The organism is Actinomyces sp. MRS3W (assembly GCF_032465695.1).
In the GTDB taxonomy this organism is placed as follows: domain Bacteria; phylum Actinomycetota; class Actinomycetes; order Actinomycetales; family Actinomycetaceae; genus Actinomyces.
In genome coordinates, this window is sequence record NZ_JAWDJJ010000336.1 from 1 (window position 1) to 6,030 (window position 6,030).

Genomic DNA, 6,030 nt, shown 5'->3' on the forward strand with positions numbered 1-6,030 from the left:
GGCCGGGGCCGCGGCTGCCACCGCCGTATCCGAGTCCGGTGCGGGGGCGGCCCGGCGCCGACGCCGACCGGAGCCGGGTTCGGGCTCGGGATAGCGCGCGGCACGAACCGACGGGAAGGGGTCCACGACGGTCTCACCCGCCGCCGCAGCATCCTCCCCCAGATCGACCTCCACCGGCACGGCGTCGTCGGGGTCGACCCACACCCCCGTCTCGAGCAGCCCGGCGCCATCGGGGCGCGGCGCGGTCTGTTCGTCGCTGACCGGATGAGCGGGAGCGTCCCCGACCTCGAGCGCCTCCGGCTCCGCGCCCGCCCTCGTATTCGGCGTCCCCTCGGCGGGCGCATTGTGAGCGGGCCCGCCGAGGGCGGCCAGCACCTGCGCGCGCACCTGCTCCGGCGCTGCGGGCGACACCATGGCCGTGCCGTACCTGCCTCGGATCGCGATGCCACCCTGTCCGGCCTCGTCGGCGTCGCCGAGGCGGACGGTGGCCTGCGCGTCCGCCGTGAGCTCCTCGCCCGCGTCCTGGTTCATCGGGTCTCCTCCGGCAGCAGATCCACAACGAGCGCGGTGACATTGTCATGCCCCCCGGCTTCGAGCGCCGCGGCCACCGCGAGCTCGGCGGTGCGCTGGGCGCCCAGACCCGATCCGAGCACCGTGGCCAGTTCGGCGTCGTCGAGCTCATCACTCAGACCGTCGGAGCACACGAGAATGCGGTCCTGCGCGCGCGCCGGAACCAGATGCAGCTCGGGCAGGGCGGTCTGCTCCAGGCCGGCGCCGAGCGCCCGCGTCACGACATTGCGCCGCGAATCCCGGCGGGCCTCCGCCGGGGTGAGCCTGCCGGCGTCGACGAGATCCTGCACCTGGGAGTGGTCGTGAGACAGCTGTGAGAGCAGGTCGTCACGCAGCAAGTAGACGCGTGAGTCACCGATGTTGAGGACAATCCAGGTCGGTCCCTCGGGCAAATCCGCGAATACCGCGCCGGCAACGGTGGCGCCGGGCTGGTTGGCGGCCTGGGAGGGGATCGCGGAGACCGCCTCCCCGGCGGCGACGACGGCGTCGACGACGACGTCCGGGTCGGTGATTCGCGTGCCGGCCAGCGGGCGGAGGGCACTCAGAGCCGCCCGGCTGGCGGCGCGACCGGAAGCGTGCCCGCCCATTCCGTCGACGACGATGAAGGCTGGGGCCACTGCCAGGTAGCCGTCCTCATTGACGCGCCGGAGGCGGCCGACGTCCGTGGACGCACCGACGACCGTCCGTACTTGTGGCCCGGCCGCTGCGAGCGGTTCCGGCGCCGATGGCATTGCGGCAATCGGGCCGCCGCTGCCAGGATCGCCCGCACCGGACTCCTCGGATTCGGCCCGGTCGGCCAAACTGGCAGTGTCCTCGCGCATGGACGCCTCCTCGGAGTGCAGGGGTTGTCACCGAGACGATACCTGTTAAAGCCGCCAAAGCAGGCTCTCAGGTAGGCTCATGGTGACCGGCACCCACCGGCAGTCCGCGTCAATACGCGCGGATTGAGCTCACGCAACCGCGGAGGACCCAGCATGTCTCAGCCTCAAGACGACCTCGTCGCACGGGCGAGCGACCCCAATGCGGAGCTCAGCACCCTGCATGAGCTCGCCAACAACTACCCCGGGCTACGCCCCTACATCGCGGAGAACCCGCGCACTTACCCGGCGCTGCTGGAATGGCTCGGCACCTTGGGGGACCCCGCCGTCGACGCAGCCCTGGCGCGCCGCAACGCTGCGGCCACCACCCAGGCCCTGAGCCTGGAGCAGGCGCAGGCGGCCGCGTCCGGTGCGGCGGCACCCACCCAGGCCCTCTCCCAGTCTGCTATCACACAGGCGGCCGGGCCCGACCGGCGTCCCATCATGGAACGACGGCAGTCCGTCTCGGACGGGGCCGCCCCCACCGTCGCCTACCCCTCCGCGCAGGCGACGGCCGGCTACCCGCAGCAGTCCTATCCCCAGCAGACGACGTATCCGCAGGCCCAGCCCACCGCTCAGGCGCAGCCGCCAGCCGCCGAACAGGGGATCTTCGGCGTCGGCACCCCCGAGTCCGAAGAGCGGCAGCACAATGGCAACCGGTGGCTATGGGTTCTCGGGTGTATTGCGCTAGTACTCGTCGTCGCCCTAGTTGTGTGGTTCCTCACCTCGGACACCGACCGCACCACGACCTCCGCTCCTGCGAGCGACACCGTCGAGGCCCCGGCAACACAGGCTCCCGCCACCACCCCGGCGCCCACCGAGGCGAGCCCAACGCCGTCGCCGACCCCTACACCGACCGCCTCCCAGAACCTCACCGCGCCCGCCCCGGACGACGCCCTGGAAATGAACGCCTTCACCGCACCGTCAGGCAACATCAGCTGCGTGCTGAGCGAGGACTCCGTGTCCTGCACCATCAACGAGCACGACTTCGTCCCCGCCGACGCCTCCTGCAACAACTCCAAGGATCAGGCCTTCACGGTGAGCGTCGGTTCCGAGGGCGAGGCCCAGGGCAGCTGCGGCACGTCCTTCACCTCCACCGGCGCCTCCCTCAACTACGGCGCCTCCGCCAAGAACGACACCTTCGCCTGCACCTCCTCCGAATCCGGTATTGAATGCTGGAGCCAGGTGTCCGGCCAAGGCTTCAGCCTCTCGCGGGCCAACGCCGAGCCCACCAGTCGCTGAGCGCGGCCGCACCCGCCCACCGTTCTCACCCCCTCAACCCACATCCGTCCACTAGCAGAACTGAATGTCCAGCAGCTACGCCACCATCCTGCGCCACCCCGGCGCCCTCAGCTTCTCCCTCGCGGGTCTCATCGCCCGCTTCCCCATGTCCATGGTGGGCATCTCCACCATCCTGGCGATCCAGGAGCTATACGGAAGCTATTCGGCCGCGGGGACGGTCTCCGCGGCGAACGTCATCGCCGTCGCCATCGGCTCCCCCATCCTGGCCCGACTCGTCGATGCCCACGGCCAGACCCGCATCATGCTGCCGGCCACGCTCGGCTCGGCGGCGGCGCTCATCGGCCTGGTCGTCGCCGCCCAGGCGCACGCCCCACTGGGGCTGCTCATAGCGACGTCGGCGCTGGCGGGGCTCCTGGCGGGGTCCTTCGGCTCGTTGGTGCGTTCACGCTGGACCACTGTGCTCACCACCCCGGAGGGAGTGCATACCGCCTTCTCGCTGGAGGCCGCCTTCGACGAGGTCGCCTTCATCATCGGTCCGGTGTTGGCTACGGTGCTGTGCACCTCACCGGCGCTACCACCGACGAGCGGGTGGGTCGCCGCCGTCGTGCTGCAACTGGGTGGTGGCCTGTGGTTCTTCTCCCAGCGCGCCACCGAACCCACCCCGCACCGGCGCACCCGCCACCGCAGCCCCGCGAGCGCGGCCACCAGCCAGCCGGAGCCGACACGCCCGGTGCTGCGGCACGGCGCCGTCGTCGCCGTCATTGCCGTCTTCCTGGCCTCCGGCGCCATGTTCGGTGCGAACGACGTCGCCGCTGTCGCCTTCGCCACCGAGCTCGGTATGAAGTCGGCCTCCGGAACGGTCCTGGCCGCCTGGGGCGTCGGCTCGTTCACGGCCGCCCTTATCTACGGTTCGCGCTCGTGGCGCTATCCGCTGTGGCAGCAGTTCCTCGTCGGCACGACGGCGCTGGCCGTGGGCGCCTCCACCCTCATGTTCGCCCCGAACCTGGTGGTGCTGGGCGTGCTCATGGCGCTGACGGGCATGGCGATTGCCCCGACCGTCACCACGGGTAACTCCATCACGCAGGTTTCTGTGGCGCCATCCCAGCTCACCGAGGGCCTGGCCTGGGTCGGGACGGCCATGAACGTCGGCGTGTCGCTGGGCTCCATGTTCGCCGGTCACGCGGTTGACGCCGCAGGCAGCCATGGCGGCTACCTGCTGGTTGCCGCCATGGGGTGGCTCGGCGTCGTCATGTGCCTGGCCGGACTGCGCACGTTGCGACGGGCCCGCCCGCGCCACACGCTGCCCGCGGACCCGGACGCCACCAAGACCGACTAACCTGAGCCGCATCGGTTCGCCGTCTACTACACCGATTCACCATCAGGTGCGCCAGAGAGCGGTCGACTCCGGCCCCACACGTCGACGTATCGGCCCCTAGACTGCCGAGCGTGGAGTCCCTTAAACGCGCGCTCGTGTCCCCGGCCGCGGCCCTCATCGGCTGGGTGGCACTCGCCCTGTCCATCTACCCGACCCTGTGGGGTAAGGACGGTTCGGCAATCTTTAAGCTCGACGCCTGGATCTATCACCACGCGGTCACCCAGTGGCACGCCGGCGGCAGCCTGTACGAGTGGTACGCCAACCCTGCCCAGCAGCTGTGGCCATTCACCTACTCACCCTTCGCGGCCTGGGTCTTCACGCCGCTGACCTGGTGGCCGGACCGGGCCACCCAGGTGGCGCTGGTGGTGGCAACACCGGTGTGCACCGCCATCACGGCCTGGGCGGTGCTGCATGCGCTGGGCGCAGCACGCCGGGTCGCCTGGGGCGCCGCCCCCTGGCTGGCGCTGGGCGCGGTACTGCTGCTGGAGCCGGTACCCAAAACCATGGAGTACGGCCAGATCAACGCGGTCCTCATGATGCTGGTGGCCCTGGATCTGCTGGTGGTGCCCGCGTCCTCGCGCCTGCGGGGCGTGTTGGCCGGCCTGGCGGCCGCGTTCAAGCTGACGCCGGCCATCGCGGTGCTGGTCTTTCTGGCCCGGCGCGACTGGCGGGGTGCGGCCACCATGGTCGGCTCGGCGCTGGGGACGACGGCGCTGTGCTGGCTGATCTCACCGCGGGAGTCGGCGCAGTTCTTCTTCTCCGCGATGTGGGATTCCTCCCGTGCGGGTTTCACCGATTACTCCGGCAACCAGAACCTCAAGGGGCTGGTGGCGCGCTGGCTGCCGGAGCAGCTGTGGGACGTGGTCTGGGGCGTCCTCGTCGTGGCAGCCGTTGCCGCCGCCTGGCTGCTGCTGGTGCGCCTGAACCGCCTGCGCCCACCGGCCGACGCACGCCCGACCGCCTCTTCGCTTGCCACCGTCCCCTCCCCGACCGACGCCGGAGCTACCCCTACCACCGACAATCCCTCCGCCGCCGTCGGCGCATCGAACGAGCGCCCCATCCGAACGCCCCGTGCTCCTGGCTTCCCGCTCCCCGACGGGGTCATCCAGGTCGTGCAAACCTCGGTTGCGATGGTGCTGGGCCTGTTGGTCTCGCCGATCTCCTGGTCGCACCACTGGGTGTGGTGTCTGCCCGCCCTCATGGGGCTCGTGGCCGCGGGACTGGCGTGGGCGACCCCCAGCCTGCTGGTGGCGGCCGCGACGGGTGCGGCGGTCTTCGGCCTGGCCATGCAGTGGTGGTTCCCGGAGCAGAACCATGTCGAACAGGGCTGGCCCTTCTGGGCGACGGTCGTGGGCTCGTCCTACACGTGGTGGGCGCTCGCGACCGGCGTCGTGCTGTGGCGTGCGGCCGGAGCCCTCGCCCGGCGTCGTGCCCACCCGGCGGGGGTCGCGGGCGGCCCGCGCACCGGCAGCAAGGTGCTGCGCGGCGGCGCTGACGAAACTGGCGGCGCAGGGCCGGATGGGGAGCCCGCCCCGGCTACTCCCTCGGACGCCGACGGCATTCGTCCGTAAGATGGCTCCGTGCCGTTTTCCGACATTGTCCGCACCGTCGCGGACCAGTTCCACCGTGACTCGATCCCCGTGCTCCGGCGCCGCGGCTGGCGCCCGCGGGTCATCCCCTATGACGGCTACGGTTCGGCGGATCGCGCGCAGCATGCCGGCACCGGTACCGCAACCGACGCCGAGCCTGCGCCCCGCGACATGGCCCGGGTCCTGGCACGCATGGTCATGCGGCCCCCGAACGCTCCGAGTGAGGGTCCCCTGTTCCAGCGCCTGCCGGAGCAGCTGCCGGCGTCGCCCCGCGACGTGCGCCGCCAGGCGGCGGCCAGCCTGCTGGAGGCGCAACGCGGCTGGCGCATGTTCATCGACGTCCCCGTCCCGCACCTGCCGGTGACGGTGCGGCTCGGCGGGGTGAGCGTGCGTACCC

4 protein-coding genes and 2 pseudogenes are annotated in these 6,030 nt (G+C 71.3%); 4 read left to right on the forward strand and 2 right to left on the reverse strand.

All coding sequences use genetic code 11. The features are described from left to right. Both RWX45_RS12800 and RWX45_RS12805 read right to left on the reverse strand, forming a co-directional pair. A pseudogene (locus tag RWX45_RS12800) lies at positions 1-531 on the reverse strand (hypothetical protein); the annotation flags it as partial. Then, positions 528-1,301 carry a PP2C family protein-serine/threonine phosphatase gene (locus tag RWX45_RS12805; RefSeq protein WP_316024106.1) on the reverse strand — a complete coding sequence of 258 codons (774 nt, stop codon included), beginning with the start codon at positions 1,299-1,301 and terminating at the stop codon, positions 528-530. The pseudogene RWX45_RS12800 and the gene RWX45_RS12805, both read right to left, overlap by 4 nt. Positions 1,302-1,544: 243 nt before the next feature. Between RWX45_RS12805 and RWX45_RS12810 the strand changes: the two genes are divergently transcribed. From RWX45_RS12810 to RWX45_RS12825, 4 genes and pseudogenes are all read left to right on the forward strand, one after another. Continuing rightward, entirely contained in the window at positions 1,545-2,669 is a 1,125-nt protein-coding gene (locus RWX45_RS12810; RefSeq protein ID WP_316024103.1) for a hypothetical protein, read from the forward strand. 64 nt (positions 2,670-2,733) lie between these two features. Beyond that, the gene (locus RWX45_RS12815) at positions 2,734-4,005 is read left to right on the forward strand and encodes an MFS transporter (RefSeq protein ID WP_316024104.1); all 1,272 of its coding nucleotides are present in this window, start codon (positions 2,734-2,736) and stop codon (positions 4,003-4,005) included. Positions 4,006-4,115: 110 nt separating this feature from the next. After that, a complete protein-coding gene (locus RWX45_RS12820) occupies positions 4,116-5,615 on the forward strand; it encodes a glycosyltransferase 87 family protein (RefSeq protein ID WP_316024105.1) in 1,500 nt (499 codons plus the stop codon). A 9-nt stretch (positions 5,616-5,624) separates the two neighbouring features. Then, positions 5,625-6,030 (forward strand): annotated as a pseudogene (locus RWX45_RS12825) (hypothetical protein); the annotation flags it as partial.